We start from the raw sequence: 17,059 nt of genomic DNA, 5'->3' as shown, positions 1-17,059 counted from the left end.
GCATGCCCTGGGTGGTCCCCCTGTGGGCGGTCGGCGGCGGCTTCGCCGCCACCCTCCTCATCGGATCGGTGGCGGGACTGTATCCGGCGGTCCGCGCCGCCCGGCTCTCCCCGACCCTCGCCCTCCACGCGGGGTAGGACACCGACTGCAGTGCCGGGGCTGTGCGCGTGCCACCGCGCAGCCCCGGCACTGCCTTGCGCTTTCCCTGCCGGGGCTCGTCAGCCGGCGGCCGGGGGCACCTCACGTGCCAGCAGGGCGGCCTGGACGCGGTTCTCGACCTGCAGCTTGGCCAGGATTCGGCTGACGTGCATCTTCACGGTCGCCTCGCTGGCGGACAGGGAGCGGGCGATGTCGGCGTTCGACAGGCCCTGGCCGACAAGGAGAAAGACCTCGTGCTCCCGTGCGGTCAGCGAGTCGATGCGTGCGCGCTCCTGCCCGGTCAGCCCCCGGTGGCGCTGCAGGAGGATATCGATGACGTGCCGGGTCACCGCTGGGGAGAGCAGGGCATGTCCCGAGACCACCGTGTGGACAGCCTGGACGATGTCGGCGGGCCGGGTGTCCTTGAGGAGGAATCCGGCTGCTCCCGCATGCAGCGCCTCGGCCACGTACTCGTCGAACCGGAAAGTTGTCAGGATGATGACGGCCGGGGGGGCGGGCATTGTCATGAGCCGGCGTGTGGCGGCGATGCCGTCCATGCGAGGCATGCGGATGTCGACGAGGGCGACGTCGCAGGCGTGGATCCCGGCCGCCTCGACGGCCGCCTGTCCGTCGGCGGCCTCGGCGACGATCTCGATGCCGGGGTCGGCCTCGAGGATCGTGCGCAGTCCGTGACGCACGAACGGCTCGTCATCGACGATCATGACTTTAATCAAGGGGGGACTCCGAAGGAGCGTGTGGTCCGGACGGTGTGGTCCGGGCAGGGGTGTGCGGGATTCCGGCGCGGACGCGGAAACCGCCGTCGCGCTGGGGGCCCGCTTCGAACGTTCCGCCCAGCAGGCGCAGCCGCTCGGCTAGGCCGAGCAGTCCGTGACCTGCAGATGGCAGGTTGTGGGCAGGGCTCTCTGTGGCCACACCGTTGGTGACGAGGATCCGGACGGCCCGGCCGTCGTCGCTCACCTCAGCCGTGACAGCAGCGCCGGGTGAGTGTCGCAACGCGTTGGTGAAGGACTCTTGAAGGACGCGGTAGACGGCGAGTTGGACGGCGGCAGGAAGAACCTCCAGCGAGCCACGCCGGTCCAGGGTGATGTCCATGCCCAACCGGCGGCAGTCGGCGACGAGTGTGTCGAGCTCGGCCGTGGACGGGGTGGGTTCGAGTGGGGCCGTGCCGTGCTCGCTGTCGGTGAGGACGCCGAGGATGTCGCGCAGCTCCACCAGAGCCTGGACGCCCGCGCTGCGGATGTGTTCGGCCTCCTCGCGGACCCAGTCGGTACCCCGACCGGCGCCGACCTGAAGGGCGCCGGCGGCCAGGACGACGTGGCTGACGCGGTGGCCGACCACGTCGTGGAGTTCCCGTGCGATCCGGTTGCGTTCTTCGGCCTTCGCCCGTGCTTCGAGCAGGACTTGCCGGCTCTCCAGCGCTGCGGCCCGTTCCTGCATCGTGGTGAACAGTCGGTGCCGGGTGGCCACGTACAGGCCCATCATGAGCGGGGCCGCCACGAAGGGCACGGCGTGTACGAGGTCTTGTCCGGCACCGGCCAATTCGTCGGCCGCCAGTTCGGCCGCCAGTGAACTCAGGCCCACGGCGACCAGCTGTGCCGGGCGCCGGTAGAGACCAGCCAAGGTGTAGATCATGACTGCCAGCGCACCAGGTGCGTAGCACAGCACATGGGCGACGAGGACGACGGCGGACACGGATCGTGTGAAGCGGCGACGCCACAGCACGAGCAGGCCGACCATACCTGCGACGAGGGCCGCCCACTGCGGCCTGCCCGTCAGCAAGCCGCTGACCGGGTGGACTAGGGAGTCGCCGACGCCGTATGCGGCGGCTGCCAGGGCCAGTGCGACATCCGTAGAGGAAGGACGCCATCGGCGCACCTGCCGTGAATCGGAATTGTGAAGTGCCGTGGAATCCACAATGAAATCCTACGAGGCCGAGCAGGCGAGGGGAATGCCGGTTGGGCTCCTCCGGAAGGAATCATCCATTTCCGCGACGATCAACCATCGACACCGCCCCTCCCTTTACGTATGACGCACCGTGTTCACATTCGTGCAATCCGTTGCAAGGTTGGTCGACTTTCGTCTGCCTGCACTCCCCTCATTTTGGGGGTCGATCTCTCCGCGGATTCTCTGCTGTGGTTGACGCATGACTTCTCGGCCGTAGCGGCAGGGAAGACCGGCTGAGGCGTCCGGCCTCCGAAGAGCCAACGAGATCGGACGTTCTGCGGAAAGGAGCCGGAATCATGTCCACGACCACCCCCCGGGCACGAAGTTGCCACACAGTGACCTGGACCCGGCAGTCGCTCGGTGAGCAACCTCTACGCGACGTTCGCTTCAGGGCCCGACAGTGGCTCTTCGCGCGTGGTTGCGACGACGATCTCGTCGACACCGCCGAACTGGTTCTCGCCGAACTGGGGGCCAACGCCGTGGCACACGGCGGACACCTCACCGCAGTGACCTTGGACATCGTGCCGCCGACGATCGAGGAGCCTGGAGTCCTCCGCGTGAGCGCGCATGACACCGGACCGGACCTACCGTCTCTCGGTGCAGCGAGGACCGGCCGTACGGACGAGCCGCTGCGTGAATGCGGCCGCGGTCTGGGCATCGTGGCGGCCTTGAGCCGCACATGGGGAGCGGTCCGGCAACAGGGTAGGCACAAGCAGGTCTGGTGCGACCTGTCGTTTCCGCAGCACGCGTGAACAGGCGCCATCTCAAACCTCTGCTCTGTACGGCCTCCCGGCTCTGCAGGCACCAGATCAACCGATACAGGAGTTCACATGTCACACCGCCTGCGGGCCTCTGGTGTCCCGCCGGGTACCAGAGGCCGCCCTGACAGTCGAACCTCCTTCCGACCCGCAGCCGTTGACGCCCGAGGAGATCGCTAGTGTCTGCTCTGGACTCACTCACCTCCGGCATCGAGAACACCGTCAACGGAGTCTTCAACCCCATCGCCGAGAAGCTCGCGGGATTCGTCTTCGGCGAAGTCACGGTCTTCGGCACGACGTTCCCCTGGATCGTCGCCTGGCTGGTCGTCGCAGGAGCCGTCTTCACCGTCTGGTTCGGGTTCGTACAACTCAGGGGCATACGCCTCGCCGTCGACCTGGTACGTGGAAAATACTCCAACAGCGATGATCCGGGAGAGGTCAGCCACTTCCAGGCCCTGACCGCGGCCGTGTCCGGAACTGTCGGACTGGGCAACATCGCCGGTGTCGCGGTCGCCGTGACCATCGGCGGACCCGGAGCCACTTTCTGGATGATCCTGTGTGGTCTCCTCGGCATGGCCACGAAGTTCGTGGAATGCACCCTCGGCGTCAAGTACCGGGAAGTCCACGAGGACGGCACGGTCTCCGGCGGCCCGATGCACTATCTACGCAAAGGACTTGCCGAGCGCGGCATGGCGGGCGTCGGCAAGGTGCTCGCCGTGGCCGCCTCCGTCGCCCTGCTCTTCTTCGGGCTGTTCGGCGGCAACCTCTTCCAGGCAAACCAGAGCTTCTCGCAGCTCAAGTCCGTCACAGGCGGCGACGACGGCCTGCTAGGCTCCTCCTCCGGGGCCCTGATCTTCGGTCTCCTGCTGGCCGGACTGACCGGACTCGTCCTCCTCGGCGGAATCCGCTCCATCACCAAGGTCACCGTCCGACTCGTGCCCCTCATGGCAGGCACGTACATCCTGGCCTGCCTGGTCGTCATCCTGGTCAACCTAAGCGCGGTGCCGGCCGCCGTGGCCACCATCGTCGGAGGCGCGTTCTCTCCCGAAGGCGTGTCGGGCGGCGTCATCGGCGCACTGATCGTCGGTTTCAAGCGGGCAGCGTTCTCCAACGAGGCCGGCACCGGATCCGCGCCCATCGCCCACTCGGCCGTCAAGACCCGGCACCCCGTCACCGAGGGCCTGGTGGCGCTGCTCGAGCCGTTCATCGACACCGTCATCGTCTGCACGATGACGGCCCTGACGATCGTCATCGCTTCCACCCCCACGTGGGACAAGGCCCGATCGAACGCGGCCGAATCCGGTGCGTCCCCCGAAGGCGTGACCATCACCTCGGACGCGTTCGCCACGGTCATGCCCTGGTTCCCCTACATCCTGACTGTCGCGGTGCTCCTGTTCGCCTTCTCCACGATCATCACGTGGGGATATTACGGACTCAAGGCGTGGACCTACTTGTTCGGGCGCCGCCGCGCCAGCGAGCTCACCTACAAGGCCACCTACACCGCATTCGTCGCGCTGGGCTCGCTGCTGTCCCTGACCTCCCTCATAGACATGGCCGACGCGGTGCTCTTCCTGCTCGCAGTCATCAACATCACCGGCCTCTACCTGCTGGCTCCCGTGGTCAAGAAGGAGCTCAGCTCCTTCCTCGCACTGGTCCGGAGCGGCAAGTTCGGCCCGAATGCTGATGCCGGTCCCACAGACGCCGAGAAGGCAGACGTGCCAGCCGCGGTCGACTGAGTGCCCCAGCAGGGACGCGGCCCCTAGCCTCGATGGAACGTCCCACCGAGTGCAGCGCGGTGGGACGTTCGACGTGGTCTCTCAGGCCGGCATCCAAAGGCTTTGATGCGGCCCTGTATCTACCGCAGCAATCCTCAACACCGATGCGATGCAACTCAACGACCTGGTCGAAGCGATCCAATCCAGGGGCACAGACACGCCTGCCGCGGCCCGTCAAGAGCTCCGGGAATTCCTGCTCAAACCGCTCCGCCCATCGATTCAAAGAGCCCGCCCACAGGCTCGCAGCCCAATCGGAGGAGCGGAACCGCGCTGCTTCCGAAGCCCTCACCCCGGAATCTCGGGCCGCAACCCTGGATCTCGTGCCTCAGGCACACCGTCGACCCAAGGGTGGACTTTCAGGGCGAGTGTGCCCCTTGCCGCAATGAAGGAAGATCCCATGGCCATCCGTGTTCTGATTGTCGATGACCAGAGCCTCATCCGTTCTGGGCTGCGCTCCGTACTAGAGGCGGACGACCAGTTCGTCGTCGTCGGGGAGGCCGCAGACGGGGTAGAGGCGGTCAGCGCAACCCAGGAGCACCGGCCCGACGTCGTCATCATGGATCTCCGTATGCCACGCATCGGCGGTGTCGAGGCCACCCTCAAGCTGATGCGGCTTGACAGCCCCCCGAAGGTGCTGGCCCTGACCACCTTCAACACCGACGATCTGGTGATCGAGGCCCTCAACGCGGGTGCTTCGGGCTTCCTGCTGAAGGACCTCAGATCCGAGGAACTGGTCACTGCCGTGCGGATGGTGGCGATGGGCGGAACGGTGATGTCACCGGAGATCACGGCCAAGCTGGTGAGCCGGGCCCATACGAGGAAGCCTGCGAGTTCCAACGGCCTCCAGGAGAGGATCGATTCACTCAAGGACGGCGAACGTGCCGTCCTCGCCCTCATCGGCGCCGGCTACACCAACCAGAGGATCGCTGAGGAACTCCACCTTTCCCTCGCCAGTGTCAAGACGTATGCGTCGCGCATGCTGACACACCTCGGGCTCGAAAACCGGACTCAGGCCGCCATCCTCGCCTACGAGGCAGGTCTCGCGCCGGGCAACCGTACCCAGGGTGGCAAGAACTGACCGCATCGCCCCGTCGACAGTCAACTCTCTGCTGATACAATGACTTATCAACTCTCGGCGGCATCTACACCTGGAATGGCTGCCTGCCGCCGCGGACACGGTCCGGATACTCGGAAGACGTCTTCCCTGAAGGTGGCTTCTATACGGCTGCCTCGCCGGTCAGCAAGACGCCGCCGATGGCGTATCACTCCCCGCTGTGCCTCGGAGCCCAGTCCGTGCTGGACCGACTGAAATTCCCAGGCGCGCAAGTGGTGGATGCCGCAACCGCGTCGGCAGCGCTGGTCCTCACGCTCCTCGCCGTATCCAGTGAATGCCGCACCGGGCGCCTCGTCGGCCAGCATCCTTCGCCGTGGCCGTCGGCTGTGCCTTGACCCGGCTCGCGCGACAGCGAGTGCCCGAACTGGCCCCCGTCGCCAGTTATCTGGCGACGGGCGACACTGCATCACTGATCTTCAGCACCTGGGCGGTAGCGCGTCATGGACGGCGATTCTCCACCGCACTGTTGACGGCCATCGCCCTGGGGTACTGCCTGACCCGGCGCGTGATCGGTGAGACCTGGCAGTTGGGGTCGAACCACCTCGGCGTGTATGTCGTGCTGGTCGCCGCGGTGGTCCGTGTGCTGTGCCGGCAGCATCTCAACGAGTTCTTCTGTCCGCACGAGCGCATGCTCGGAGCTGTCAATCAGGCCGCACGTTACGCGGTGCTGGAAGAGCGCTCCCGGTTGGCTTTCGATATACACGACGGAATCGGTCAACAGGTCGCGGTGGTCAGTCTGCAGGCCGCCGCCGTCGGGACAGACGCGCAGAGCCCGGCAAGGCGCTGGTAGTAGCAGATGCGATCCAGGACGCCGCGCGGGAGGTCATAGCGGAACTGCGTGCAATCCTCGACATCCTGCGCAGCAGCCCGGGGACGGCACTGCGCCCACCCGTCTGACCGAGACGGGTCACGAAGTGTTCCGCGGGCTCTTGGTGCACACCATAACGCCGTCGGCGTCGAGGCCTCCTGTTCCGTGAAGGGACCCCATCGCCCTTGCCCCAGAAGGTCCAGGGCGTCCTACCGGATCGGCCAGGAGAGGCTGACCAACGCCGTCAAACATGCGCCGGGCTCCGTCATATGCACGGTGCTCGGCTCCAGGCAGGGTTGGGTGGACTTCTCCATCGAAAGTGGTCCGCCGACCAGGAAGAGCCCCGTGCTCGGGGGCGGCACGGGCCTGGAGAGTCTGTGTGCGCGGGTGCACCGTCTCGACGGCCACTTGCGGGCCGAACGAACCGCAGGCAGAGGCTTTGCGCTCCAGGGCCGTATACCGTTGTCCGCCGCCGACGCCGCCGGATGACCGTGCGTGCTCAGGAAGCGGGGGCCTCGAGATGCAACTCACCGGGGTGGTCCCGCGTGTCAGCGGCCTGTGGTGCGGGCAGGGCGATGTGTACCCTGAAGCCACCGTTTGCGGTGGGGCCGGCCTGAAGCCGTCCCCGTGCCCGGGATACCTGCTCCTGCATGCTGATCATTCCAAGCCCTCCAGTCAGGGGAGAGAGCGGGGCAGCGGTGCCCGGGCCATTGGTCACCTCCAGGCCCACTTCCTGCGCGCTGAACTCCAGGTGCAGCGAGATGGGCGCGCCGTGCCCGTGCTTCACCGCGTTGGTGAGTGCTTCCCGTCCACAACTGCGGAGCACGTTGTCCACGCCGGGGGAAAGCAGGCGCGGGGTACCGGTCCGGTGGAAGGAGACGTCGATGCCGGCGGCCGTCAGGTTCGACACCAAAGCGGCCGCGAACTGGGCGTAGGCCGTTTCGCCGCGGCCCGACGGGTCGGACACGCCGCGCAGGACATCGAGGATGCCGCGCATGTCGTCAAGTATCTCCCTGGCGCCCTCCTCCACCGTCGATGCCAGGTCGGACGCCTTCGGGGGCATCCCGGGCGTGGTCCGCAGGGCTTGCGCCTGGAAGATGAGGACTGTCGCCCGGTGCCCCAAGCCGTCGTGGATGTCGAAGGCGAGCCGGGTCCGCTCGTCGACGACTGCCTGGTGTGCGGCTTGGTCGACGGCGTGCTCCACGGCCACCAGGCGCTGCTGCAGCAGCCACGTCACCTCGCGCCGGCGGCGCGTCAACTCGCCCAGCGCCGCGGGGAAACAGAACTTGACGATGACGTCATACATCATGGCGAACAATCCCGGCGACGGTTCCGTCCATGTCTGGATGACCGTGTACAGGAGGCCGCCCATGGCGATGCCAGTCCAGCGGATGCGTCCACCGTAGCTGCCCAGTGCGTACGCCGCGAAGAGCAACAGTGTGGTCTCCTCAGAGGCCAGCGTGCTCAGGACGGCCGCAGCCATGGGCAGCATAGGGGTCGTACGACGCAGCAGCAGGGTGCTGGAGGCCAGGAGCACCACCAGCACTGAGCCCCAGAAACTGGGCACTAGGCCACTGTGATGGGCCTGCCCCAGGGCGAGCAATGCGGCCGCACAGGCCGCGAGGCAGGTGACAGCGTCGACGATCCGGGGGTGCCGGATGGCGTAGAAAGTGCTGGTGGGGAGGAAGCGAGGAGATTGCTCACCGGATGCAAAGGATCTCATGTTCTGCTGCCGCTCGAACGAGGTCTGATCGGTCCGGTGCAAGCTGACCGCACCGCTGAAATTTTCTCCGAAAGGAAGGAACGAAGCTGCTCTGAACAGCATCGATTCCCTCAGCAAAGGGACGGTTCGCACTATTCTGCCGTATGCTCCGGGCGCCCGGCGGGTTCCTCCACCCTTGGACGGATCCTGCCGAGCTGCGAAGGGAACTCCCCTGGGCACTTGCCTTACCTGTCGTCGAAAGGTGCAGGCCGCGTTGAAATCGATCGATATCCGATGAGCAGGGGGCGGCGTCGAGGAATCCATGGCCGGTACGCCGATACACCTGTAGTTCGCAGAACGGTGATGTGTCCTATCGGCCTTCGACTGCCGGGGCGGGGCACATGGAGACGCCCGGGCAGCGCAGGAACTTCACCGGATCGATCGCGCAGCTGTAGTTCGGGGTGGTTGCGGATCTCACCATGGAGGTGCGGGGCCGGAGGAGCTGCCGAGTTGCCCGACGGGGCTACTGACTGATCGTTTCAGAATGAGGTGAGCAGGGCGCGGAGGCAGATCAGGCAGGCTGCCAGGTCGCGCAGGTCCTACGGACTAGCGTGTCAGCCATGTGGACGGACGACTGGTTGTCCGACACCCGAACCTCCTACGACACAGTCGCGGTTGGCTACGCGGACTATGTGCGCGATTCCCTCGCCCGGCTGCAGTACCTGCGCGCGGCCCTGGCGTTGTTCGCCGACAGTGCGCGTGCCGGGGGCGGAGGGCCGGTGGCGGACATCGGCTGCGGCCCCGGACACGTCACCGCCCACCTGCACGCTCTCGGCGTCGACGCCTTCGGAATCGACCTTGCTCCAGGGATGGTCGCCGTGGCCCGGCGCGACCATCCCGGCCTGCGGTTTGAAGTGGGCTCGATGACGAACCTGGACCTCCCCGCCGCCTCGCTGGCCGGATTGCTGGCCTGGCAGTCGTTGATCCACATCCCCGACGACGAGGTGCCGTCTGTGATCGGGCACTTCCATCGGGCGCTGCGGCCGGGTGGACCGCTGCAGCTCCTGTTCCACGTGGGTGACGAATCGCGACTGAAGACCGAGGGCTACGGCGGTCACCCGATGAAGGTCCATGTCCACCGTCGCCAGCCGGGCCAGGTGGCCGATTGGCTGCGCGACGCTGGATTCGAGGTCGAGGCCCAGCTGCTGCTGGCCCCCGAGGAGAAGGCATCACAAGCGATTCTCTTCGCACGGCGTAGCTGATCGTTGAAGAGCGCGTTACGCCGCGGGTCTTGTGGCCGGCGAGCTTGATCGGCAGGGTGTCCGCATGCGTGCTGATCTTGTTCCTGACGACCTGTGGGAGCGGGTGGCTCCGCTGTTGCCACCCGCTCCCGAACGGTGGCGCCGCTACCCGGGCAGAATGCGTGTTCCCGACCGGGCGGCTCTGGCCGGTGTCATGTACGTGTTGCGGACCGGCGTCGCCTGGCGTGATGTCCCCGCGGAGACCGTGGGCTGCTCGGGGTAACGGTCTGGCGCCGGCTGCGGGACTGGACGGAGGCTGGCGTCTGGCCCCGACTGCATGCCACCTTGCTGGCCGAGCTGCGCCGCGCCGACCTGCTGGACTTGGACGACTGTGCCGTGGACGGTTCGCATGTCCGAGCGCTGAAAGGGGGGATTATGTCGGGCCTTCGCCCGTTGACCGCGCCCGTCCCGGCTCCAAACATCACCTGATCGTCGACCGCCACGGAACCCCACTTGCCGTCACGGTGACCGGCGGGAACCGGCACGACGTCACCCAGCTTCTGCCGCTGCTGGATGCAGTTCCATCGATTCGCGGCCTTCGGGGACGGCCCCGCCGAAAACCCCGCCGCTTGTATGCCAACCGGGGCTACGACTTCGACAAGTACCGCCGCCTGCTGTGGAAGCGTGGCATCAAGCCGATGATCGCCCGACGCGGCGTCGCCCACGGTTCCGGATTGGGCAAGGTGCGTTGGGTGGTCGAGCGTGCCTTCGCCTGGCTGCACCAGTTCAAACGGCTGCGCATCCGCTACGAACGACGCGCTGACCTCCACCAGGGCCTACTCGAGTTGGCCTGCAGCCTGATCTGCCTCCGCCGCCTGCGAACCTCATTCTGAAATGATCAGTAACTCCCGGCGCATCCAGGAACGGCTCGACTGGCTCAGCCCGATCGAGTTCGAGGAGAAGCACTACATCAAGCAAGCAGGCGACGGCCGGACCGGCGAACCTGAACACCCGTCAACCCTCTCTGACCAGCTGATCAACACCCCTCGCACAACGGGGGAACCTCAGTTTGACCGTTTTATTGCCCGCCTGAAATCGTCTGATTGAGGCTGCTCATGCCGAATGCGTCGGGGTGATGTCGGCCGTCAGGCTCGCGTTTCATCATGATTCGCCCGGTAGATCCTGTCCGGTTCGAACTCGCGAAGAACGCCCACCTCAGGTCACTCCGACGAGTGACACCTCACCGCAACTCCCTGCTGTATCAGTGATGTTGTGACGACAAAGCCACCCCGCAAGTCCTATCCGAGCGACCTGCCCGACGCCCGCTGGGCCCTGATGGAGCCAACACTGACCGCCTGGCGCACTGAGCGACAGAAGACCTCGCTCAACCTCGACGGCAAGGCCACTGACCTGCGGGAAGTCCTCAATGCGATCCTCTACGTCAACCGGACTGGGATTCCCTGGCGTTACCTACCGCATGACCTTCCGCCGCACACCACGGTCTTCTCCTACTTCAGTGCCTGGACCGCCGACGGGACCATCGAGAAGCTCGGCGTCCACCTACATCGGATCGTCCGAGAGCGGGAAGGACGCACTGCCGAGCCAACTGCCTGCGTCATCGATGCCCAGAGCGTGAAAACCGCTCCCAGTGTGCCCACCAGCACCCAAGGCACCGACGCCGGCAAGAAAATCGTGGGCCGCAAACGCAGCATCGTCACAGGCACCCTCGGCCTGTTACTGCTGGTCATGGTCACCGCGGCCAGCGTCTCCGACAACCAGGCAGGCAAACAACTCCTCACCCAAGTCGCCGCCAACCACCCCACCATCACCAAGGCATGGGCCGACACCGGATACAAGACCGAGGCCATCGAACACGGCGCCGCCCTCGGCATCGACGTCGAGGTCGTGCCGCGAAACACACAGGTCAAAGGCTTCTCAGTGCTACCGCGGCGCTGGGTGGTGGAGCGAAGCTTCGGCTGGCTCATGATGCACCACCGCCTGGCCCGAGACTACGAAACCAAACCCCAACACTCCGAGAGCATGATCCGCCTGGCCATGCTCTCCAACCTCGCCAAACGAGCAACCGGCGAAACGACCACAACCTGGCACAACCCATGAACTAACACGCACCTGAACGGGACGTCCTCTAATCAACGGCGGATCCGATGATCAAGGAGACGCCTGATGAGCGAGACCATCACCGAGCACGAGGCCGTGGAGGAGCCGGTCGTCGAGTCGACTGCGGAGGCGGTGTCGGACGAGCAGTTGATCGCGATGCTGGTTGACCGTGCCCGCTCCGACGGGCTGCAACTGACCGGGGAGGGCGGGCTGCTGCAGCAGCTGACCAAGCGGGTGCTGGAGTCCGCCCTGGAGGGCCAGATCGCCGATCACGTCGGCTATGACAAGCACGACGCAACTGGCAGGAACAGTGGCAACAGCCGTAACGGCACCCGCTCGAAGACCGTGCTGACAGACGTCGGCCCGGTCGAGGTGAAGGTGCCCCGCGACACCGCCGGCACCTTCGAACCGCAGATCGTCCGCAAGCGGCAGCGGCGCCTGACCGGTGTCGATGAGATGGTGCTCTCGCTGTCGGCGAAGGGCCTGACTCATGGGGAGATATCGGCTCATCTGGCCGAGGTGTACGGGGCGGAGGTGTCCAAGCAGACCATCACCACGATCACGGACAAGGTGAAGGAGGGCATGGCCGAATGGCAGTCGCGGCCCCTGGACCGCGTCTATCCCGTCGTCTTCGTGGACGCCATCAACGTGAAGATCCGCGACGGCAAGGTCGCCAACCGCCCCATTTACCTCGCCATGGGTGTCACCGTCGAGGGCACCCGCGACATCCTCGGCATCTGGGCCGGCGACGGGGGCGAGGGCGCCAAGCACTGGCTCCAGGTCTTCACCGAGCTCAAGAACCGCGGCGTCGAGGACGTCCTCATGCTCCTCTGTGACGGCCTGAAGGGCCTGCCCGACGCGGTCGAGACCGTCTGGCCTCCCACGATTGTGCAGACCTGCATCGTTCACTTGATCCGCAACAGCATCCGCTACTGCGCTCGCCAGGACTGGGACAAGGTCTCCAAGGATCTGAAGCCCGTCTACACCGCGCCGAGCGAAGCCGCCGCGACGGAGCGGTTCCTGGAGTTCTCCGAGAAGTGGGGCACCAAGTATCCGGCCGTGGTCAAGCTGTGGTCGGACGCCTGGGCCGAGATGGTGCCCTTCCTCTCCTTCGACGTCGAGATCCGCAAGGTGATCTGCTCGACGAACGCGATTGTTATCTGGAGTCGCCCGGAGGGCGTCCATCATGTTGAGTACGGGTCGGTGAAGGGCCGTTCGGTGTGTCGTGGATGTGGTTATCTGCCGCCGTCCAGAACACGGGTCGGTCGGAGGAACGGTGCTCGTACAGCGTGTGGTGTTACCGGCTTCGGGGCGGGAGTCGTGGACCGTTCTCGGGGACGACGACGTGCCGGTGGCGCCGGTCGAGAACTATCTGGCCTACCTCAGCGACATCGAAAGATCGCCGAACACCGTCAAGGCGTACGCCCATGACCTGAAGGACTGGTTCGACTTCCTCGACGGCCGCTGCCTGGACTGGCGCGAGGTGCGTCTGGAGGACGTCGGCGAGTTCGTGGCCTGGCTGCGGCTGCCGCCCGAGGGCCGGGCAGGGCGGGTGGCGGTGCTGCCGTCGGTGACAGGGCACTGCACCGAACGCACGGTCAACCGGAAGCTGTCCGCGCTCTCTGCGTTCTACCAGCATGCTGCCCGGGGCGGTGTCGATCTGGGAGATCTACTGCTGTCCTGGCAGCCGACGCGTGGACGCGGCTCGTCGTGGAAGCCGTTCTTGCACCACATCAGCAAGTCTTCTCCGGTTCCGGGTCGGGCGATCACGACGCTGAAGGTATCGCGCAAGCTGCCGCGGGTGCTGACTCCCGGTGAGGTCCAGCGGATCCTGGATGCCTGTGAACGGCTGCGGGACCGGCTGCTGTTCGCCCTGCTCTACGACTCGGGTATCCGGATCGGCGAGGCACTCGGGCTGCGGCACGAGGACATCGCCCCGGCCGAGCGGACGGTGACGATCCGGCCCCGGGAGAACGCGAACGGGGCCCGCACCAAGTCCGGGATCACTCGGACGATCCCGGTCAGCGCCGAGTTGGTGCGGCTGTTCGCGGACTATCTGCACAGCGAGTACGGCGATCTCGACTCCGACTACGTCTTCGTGAACCTCTGGGGCCGCCCGCGGGGTCATCCGCTGTCCTATCCGTCCGTCTATGACTTGGTCAGACGGCTACGCCGCCGCACGGGCATCGCCTTCGACCCGCACTGGTGGCGACATACATATGCGACCCGGCTGCTGCGGGACGGCACCCCGATCGAGGTCGTCAGCACGTTGCTCGGGCATGCTTCGGTGACCACCACCGCTTCCTTTTATGGGCACTTGAGCGTCGAGGACGCCCGCGCGGTGCTGGAGAAGGCCGGCTGGTTCACCGGCCGGGAGGTGACCTGGTGAAACCCCATGCGCTGCCGGGCCGGCCGGTGGGCCGGGGCAGTCTGCTCGGCAAGCTGATGGAAACCGTCCGCCCCGAGTTCCGTGCCGAGAAGCTCGTCTTCGACGCCGGGGACCCGGTGTTCGGCACGGGCGCCCGCCGTGTTCCCTCCTGCCACCGGCATGTCCGCAACCAGGGACTGTGTCAGAGCCATCACCTGCGCTGGAAGAACGAAGGGTGCCCGGACCGGGAGGTGTTCATCGCCACGACGGACCCGCGGTGGGCCAGGCAGCGGCCGAATCAGGTCTGCAAGGTCGACGGATGCGGCTACGGATCAGCCTGTCAGGGCATGTGTCAACTGCACGGGCAGCGGTGGATTAGAGCCGGTCGTCCCGACCAGCAGGTCTGGCTCGCGGATGCCCCCGCCATCCCGCAGCCGTCCCCGGGAGCATCCTGCCTGATCACGCACTGCGCGCTCTGGCCGCAGGCCGACTCCTCGTTCTGCCACGCCCACGTGAACACCTGGCGGGTCAACGGGCGCCCTGATCCTGCCGAGTTCGCCCGGTCCTTCGCACGCGAGGTGGTCCCCTCCGATCAGGTCGTCCACTTCGACGCGCTGCATCCCCAGCTGAAACTCGAGCTCCAGTACGCGTTGCAGTGCCGGGCTGACCAGCGAACGTCGAAGACCCCGCCCCCGGTGATCATGCGTGTCGTCCGATTCCTCGCCACAGCGAAGGAGACCTCCCTCCTCGCGGCAAGTGAAGAGCAGTGGCGGGGCCGGATCGGGCGCCCGGCACCGAAGGACAACAATCCCCGAGCCCTGCTCGTCTTCGCCCGCCGAGCCGTCGAGGACCTTGCCCTCGGCGCCGGCTGGGACAGCGAGTTTCCCCGGGATCAGTGGCAGCTGCGGCGCCTGGGTGTCACCGAGGCCAACCGGGTCTTGCATTTCGAGGGGATCGGGCAGCCGCAGCTGCGGGAACTGGCCAAGCGATGGGCGAGATGGCGGATCACCTGCGGCCTGTCCTACGAGGCCGTCCGCCGCGGCACCACCGCGCTCGTCCGCTTCGCGCGATTCCTGCGCGAGGACGCCGGCATCGAGGTCCTGGCCCAGCTCGACAGGGGCGTCCTGGAACGCTATCTCGCCGATCTGCACACCGAATACGGCGGCAATGCCCAGCGCCAGGGCAGCCATATCGGCCTGCTGAACCTCTTCTTCCACGCGGTCCGCCAGCACCAGTGGGACACGAGCCTGCCGACCAGTGCGCTGTTCTTCGCCGAGGACTATCCCAAGCGCACCGAGCGCCTGCCCCGAGCCCTGGCCGAGCACATCATGGCCCAGGTCGAGCACCCCGAGAATCTCGCCCGCTTCGACGACGACGCCTACCAGCTCGTCACCCTGATCCTGATCCGCTGCGGCCTGCGCGTCAGTGACGCCCTCAAGCTGTCCTTCGACTGCGTGGTGACCGATGCCGACGGCGCCCCCTACCTGCGCTACGTCAACCACAAAATGAAACGTGACGCGCTGGTCCCCATCGACGAGGAAGTCCACCGCCACATCACCGATCAGCAACAACGCGTCCGAAGCCGGTGGCCCGGCAGCGGACTGCTGCTGCCGAGGCCCACGAAGAACCTCGACGGGCAGCGGCCCCTGGCCAGTTCGACCTACCGACTGGCCCTCTACCGGTGGCTAGAGTCCTGCGACGTGCGCGATGAACACGGACGCCCCGCCCACTTCACCCCGCACCAGTGGCGCCACACTCTGGGCACCCGCATGATCAACCGGGATGTTCCGCAGGAAGTCGTCCGCCGCATCCTCGACCACGACTCGCCCCAGATGACCGCCCATTACGCGCGACTGCACGACACCACCGTCCGCGAGCACTGGGAGAGGTCCCGGAAGATCAACATCAGCGGCCAGGACGTGGTCCTGGACCCCCAGGGCCCTCTCGCCGAGGCCGCCTGGGCCAAGCACCGGCTCTCCCGCGCCACCCAGGCCCTGCCCAACGGCTACTGCCAACTGCCCGTCCAGCAGAGCTGCCCCCATGCGAACGCCTGCCTGACCTGCCCGATGTTCGTCACCACCCCCGACTTCCTGCCGCAGCACCAGGCCCACCGCACGGAGGTCCTGCAGATCATCTCGGCTGCCGAAGCCCGCGGCCAGAAGCGGCTGGTCGAGATGAACAACCAAGTCCTCATCAACCTCGACACGATCATCTCCAGCCTCGCCGAGACCCGCCCCGCTCACTTGGGAGATGCCGCCGATGCCGGCTGACAACAGCAGCCATCTGCTCACCGCCACCCGTCGGCGCCACGAACTGACCCGCTCCAAGGCCATCCAGGCCCTCCGCGAACTCGAAGCCGGCAGCGTCCCGATCACCTTCGAGCGCGTCGCCCGGCTCGGCGGAATCTCACGCTCCTGGCTCTACACCCAGCCTGACCTGCGGTCCGAGATCGAACGGCTCCGCGAACTCCAGCAGCGCAGTTCCCACCGGCCCGTTCCCACACGGCAACGAGCCTCGGACGAGTCGCTGCTGCGGCGCCTTGAAGCAGCGAACCACCGCAACCGTGAGCTGACCGAGGAGAACCAGCGTCTCCGCCGCCAACTCGCCCGCGCACTCGGCGACCAACGCGCCAGCCGCGCGCCACAAGCGCCCCGTTCACATCGCGGTTCAGAAACGATCGGCCCCTGCTGAACTCGGCGCCACGAGCCCACCCACGTGTGTTTCGGACACTGTTCACGACACGAACCACCAGGTCAGCCGGACGGGACGCATGCGAACTCCAGATAACGATGGAGAGCGTGAACGCCCGCATCCGCAAGGCGGTCCGGGCCCGCGGTCATTTCCCTTCGGAGGCCGCCGCGTTGAAGTGCGTCTACATGGCGCTGATGAGCCTGGACCCGACCGGCACGGGCCGGCGCCGCTGGACGATGCGCTGGAAGGCCCCGTTACTGACCTTGAAGTTGTCTTGTCGTAGGGGCTGACGGTTGGTGATCGTTGCGGTATGCCGGGTGTATGAGGTATCCGCAGGGTGGGGGTCTGACCGCGGAGAGGCAAGCCTTCCGCGAGCGGATC

General features: G+C 66.4%; 13 protein-coding genes and 4 pseudogenes. 14 read left to right on the top strand and 3 right to left on the bottom strand.

Annotated features, from left to right (window positions below):
* Positions 1–137 (top strand): annotated as a pseudogene (locus ACLJT4_RS41500) (ABC transporter permease); the annotation flags it as partial.
* An 81-nt stretch (positions 138–218) separates the two neighbouring features.
* Here the strand turns inward: ACLJT4_RS41500 and ACLJT4_RS41495 are convergent.
* Positions 219–860 carry a response regulator gene (locus ACLJT4_RS41495; protein WP_411130309.1) on the bottom strand — a complete coding sequence of 214 codons (642 nt, stop codon included), beginning with the start codon at positions 858–860 and terminating at the stop codon, positions 219–221.
* 4 nt (positions 861–864) lie between these two features.
* Positions 865–1,851: a sensor histidine kinase gene (locus ACLJT4_RS41490; protein ID WP_411130308.1), complete on the bottom strand. Its 987-nt coding sequence runs from the start codon at positions 1,849–1,851 to the stop codon at positions 865–867.
* Between the two features lie 548 nt (positions 1,852–2,399).
* Here ACLJT4_RS41490 and ACLJT4_RS41485 point away from each other — a divergent pair.
* The 4 genes from ACLJT4_RS41485 (at position 2,400) to ACLJT4_RS41470 (ending at position 6,540) form a co-directional block, all read left to right on the top strand.
* Entirely contained in the window at positions 2,400–2,855 is a 456-nt protein-coding gene (locus tag ACLJT4_RS41485) for an ATP-binding protein (protein ID WP_411130307.1), read from the top strand.
* Between the two features lie 185 nt (positions 2,856–3,040).
* Positions 3,041–4,597, top strand: coding sequence for an alanine/glycine:cation symporter family protein (locus tag ACLJT4_RS41480; protein ID WP_411130305.1), 1,557 nt, complete (start codon positions 3,041–3,043; stop codon positions 4,595–4,597).
* Between the two features lie 436 nt (positions 4,598–5,033).
* Positions 5,034–5,714 (top strand): response regulator, encoded by a 681-nt coding sequence (locus ACLJT4_RS41475; RefSeq protein ID WP_411130303.1) that lies wholly within the window; start codon positions 5,034–5,036, stop codon positions 5,712–5,714.
* A gap of 349 nt (positions 5,715–6,063) precedes the next feature.
* Positions 6,064–6,540 (top strand): histidine kinase, encoded by a 477-nt coding sequence (locus ACLJT4_RS41470; RefSeq protein ID WP_411130301.1) that lies wholly within the window; start codon positions 6,064–6,066, stop codon positions 6,538–6,540.
* A gap of 517 nt (positions 6,541–7,057) precedes the next feature.
* Here the strand turns inward: ACLJT4_RS41470 and ACLJT4_RS41465 are convergent.
* On the bottom strand, positions 7,058–8,383 hold the full coding sequence (locus tag ACLJT4_RS41465) for a sensor histidine kinase (RefSeq protein ID WP_411130300.1): 1,326 nt from the start codon (positions 8,381–8,383) through the stop codon (positions 7,058–7,060).
* 497 nt (positions 8,384–8,880) lie between these two features.
* On the opposite strand from ACLJT4_RS41465, the gene ACLJT4_RS41460 reads away from it, so the two are divergent.
* From ACLJT4_RS41460 to ACLJT4_RS41420, 9 genes and pseudogenes are all read left to right on the top strand, one after another.
* Positions 8,881–9,522 carry a class I SAM-dependent DNA methyltransferase gene (locus ACLJT4_RS41460; protein ID WP_411130298.1) on the top strand — a complete coding sequence of 214 codons (642 nt, stop codon included), beginning with the start codon at positions 8,881–8,883 and terminating at the stop codon, positions 9,520–9,522.
* Between the two features lie 64 nt (positions 9,523–9,586).
* Positions 9,587–10,394 (top strand): annotated as a pseudogene (locus ACLJT4_RS41455) (IS5 family transposase).
* Position 10,395: 1 nt separating this feature from the next.
* A complete protein-coding gene (locus tag ACLJT4_RS41450; RefSeq protein WP_411130297.1) occupies positions 10,396–10,608 on the top strand; it encodes a hypothetical protein in 213 nt (70 codons plus the stop codon).
* A gap of 165 nt (positions 10,609–10,773) precedes the next feature.
* Positions 10,774–11,619: an IS5 family transposase gene (locus ACLJT4_RS41445; RefSeq protein WP_411130295.1), complete on the top strand. Its 846-nt coding sequence runs from the start codon at positions 10,774–10,776 to the stop codon at positions 11,617–11,619.
* A gap of 66 nt (positions 11,620–11,685) precedes the next feature.
* Positions 11,686–12,774, top strand: a pseudogene (locus ACLJT4_RS41440) (IS256 family transposase); the annotation flags it as partial.
* A gap of 190 nt (positions 12,775–12,964) precedes the next feature.
* Positions 12,965–14,008 carry a site-specific integrase gene (locus ACLJT4_RS41435; RefSeq protein WP_411130293.1) on the top strand — a complete coding sequence of 348 codons (1,044 nt, stop codon included), beginning with the start codon at positions 12,965–12,967 and terminating at the stop codon, positions 14,006–14,008.
* Positions 14,005–16,257: a tyrosine-type recombinase/integrase gene (locus ACLJT4_RS41430; RefSeq protein WP_411130292.1), complete on the top strand. Its 2,253-nt coding sequence runs from the start codon at positions 14,005–14,007 to the stop codon at positions 16,255–16,257. Before ACLJT4_RS41435 ends, ACLJT4_RS41430 begins: the two co-directional genes overlap by 4 nt.
* On the top strand, positions 16,247–16,678 hold the full coding sequence (locus tag ACLJT4_RS41425) for a DUF6262 family protein (protein ID WP_411130290.1): 432 nt from the start codon (positions 16,247–16,249) through the stop codon (positions 16,676–16,678). Before ACLJT4_RS41430 ends, ACLJT4_RS41425 begins: the two co-directional genes overlap by 11 nt.
* 98 nt (positions 16,679–16,776) lie before the next feature.
* Positions 16,777–16,968: pseudogene (locus ACLJT4_RS41420) on the top strand (transposase); the annotation flags it as partial.
* Positions 16,969–17,059 lie beyond the last annotated feature (91 nt).

The organism is Streptomyces sp. x-19 (assembly GCF_046549115.1).
In the GTDB taxonomy this organism is placed as follows: Bacteria; Actinomycetota; Actinomycetes; order Streptomycetales; family Streptomycetaceae; genus Streptomyces; species Streptomyces albulus_C.
This window is presented reverse-complemented; position numbering and strand designations above follow the sequence as displayed.